Below are 1,770 nucleotides of genomic sequence, written 5' to 3'. Positions count from 1 at the left end.
ATCCTAAGTGTGTAATTCACCTACTAATCCCCCAAAATTAAAACAGTAAAAACGCACTGTGAATTACATTTTGAATTCAAGTGCGTTTTACTATGTTTGCGCCTCTAAAATAAACTCGTTAGTTAAAATAGGCTTGTCTTTGATGTGAGCCTAGCTGTCATTCACTCTACATCGTAACCTCTGCCTTTAGAGGATATTTATAGATTTCCCTAAACTTTCTGCTTTTCTTTCCCCTCATGTAAAAGCTGCATTTTATCCTGTAGCTGTTGCTTATTCCATTCCACGACGTCCTCAGATACAAAGGCCACTTTCTTTCTCTTTGGAATTCTGACTTGTCCATTCACAGCCCGAGTATAACCTTCTATCATGGCGGAAATGGCTAAAATAACTAAGGCAAAGCATATAGCAGGACCTAGCGGGAGCCACGGTACACCTTGGAGGTAACGGAAGGATGATCCAAAAAGTCCGGCCCATTCGTAGGCAATCGATTTTGGAGGATCTCCAAACATAGGGTCATAACTAACTGCCGTGCCTCCAATATATAATTGCAATAACCCTAGATGAGTGAACACCACTAATGTTTCTACTACCTGTTGGCCATATAAAACAAATAATTTCTCTCTCATCATTGGAAATAGATGACGAGTAATAATTCTCGGTCGTCCGGCACCCAGTGTTTTAGAAGCTAAAACATATTCCTCCTGATAAAGAAGGTTAGCCTCATTTCCTATAAGTGAAGCTACTATCGGTACCGTAATGATTGCCATTAATACCACTTGAATGATAATTCGCTCCCATACTGTTGTAGAAAATCCCTCCATCGGCTCCCATAACACCGGGTAAAGCATTAGATAAGAGAATATCGTCATGGGAATATAATGTAGAGGATCAATAGCACTGTTAATAAGCGTACGTCTCTTCTGCCAATAAGTACCGATTGCAAACCCTAGCGGTACTGCGATGAGCATTCGAACAGCTGCAACACCCATTGCCGAAATGATGGTATATTTTGCACCAAGCATGATTTTAGCAAACATGTCATAGCCATACTGATCCGTCCCAAGTGGGTGCATCCAGCTAGGGGATAGCGGCGCAGCTTCTATAACTCTGCCATTCTCCATTAAAAAGTAGGTTTGCTTCGGATCTGGTCCAAAAATCCATTCAAATATAAAACTGCCTAATAAAAAGAAGGCTAATATAATAAATCCAAACACAAAATAAGGCTGTCTCCAAACTGATTTTTGCTTCATCCTATTGCTCTCCCCTTATTCAAATGACGTAGAAAATACCATTCACCTAAGCTATACAGGAGAAACACTGGGAAAAAGAAGCTACATACCGTTATGAAAAATAACTCTCCAGTAATGTTGTCACTCAAATAAAACATAATACCCGGCATATTAAACATTCGTTCTAGAATGAATAAATTAGAAAGCATAAACCACATCGTTTTTTTTGATTGAAAAAAGATACTGATAATCGCATTTCTAAACATATGTATAAGTAAAATAACTAATTTGCCGAATCCGAGGGATTTTGCAAGCTCTGTATACATTTTCCGTTCCTCTGCCTCAAAAGTAAGCATGCTTAATCGGTAAAGCTGAACCATAGGAAGGATCATCAAACATACTACGGGAAGCAAATAGATTTTCTCCCCACCTGTAACAGCGATTTTCATGAATATCCCTGTTTGCTTATGGATGATAATCACGAGAAGCTGAATGAGCAAAACAATCAATATATCCGGTAAAGATTCTAAAAAGAAAAAAA

At 38.6% G+C, this 1,770-nt stretch carries 2 protein-coding genes; both read right to left on the bottom strand.

Annotation, left to right across the window (positions count from 1 at the left end; genetic code table 11):
* Positions 1 to 209 precede the first annotated feature (209 nt).
* Positions 210 to 1,250 carry an ABC transporter permease gene (locus tag AC06OU_RS02035; RefSeq protein ID WP_298469960.1) on the bottom strand — a complete coding sequence of 347 codons (1,041 nt, stop codon included), beginning with the start codon at positions 1,248 to 1,250 and terminating at the stop codon, positions 210 to 212.
* Positions 1,247 to 1,770 (bottom strand): ABC transporter permease subunit (locus AC06OU_RS02030; protein ID WP_475853618.1); only part of this gene is annotated, 524 nt, incomplete at its 5' end. The genes AC06OU_RS02030 and AC06OU_RS02035, both read right to left, overlap by 4 nt.

This window comes from Psychrobacillus sp. (assembly GCF_056205495.1).
The sequence above is the reverse complement of the archived record's forward strand: the minus strand, read 5'-3'. Positions and strand labels throughout refer to the sequence as shown.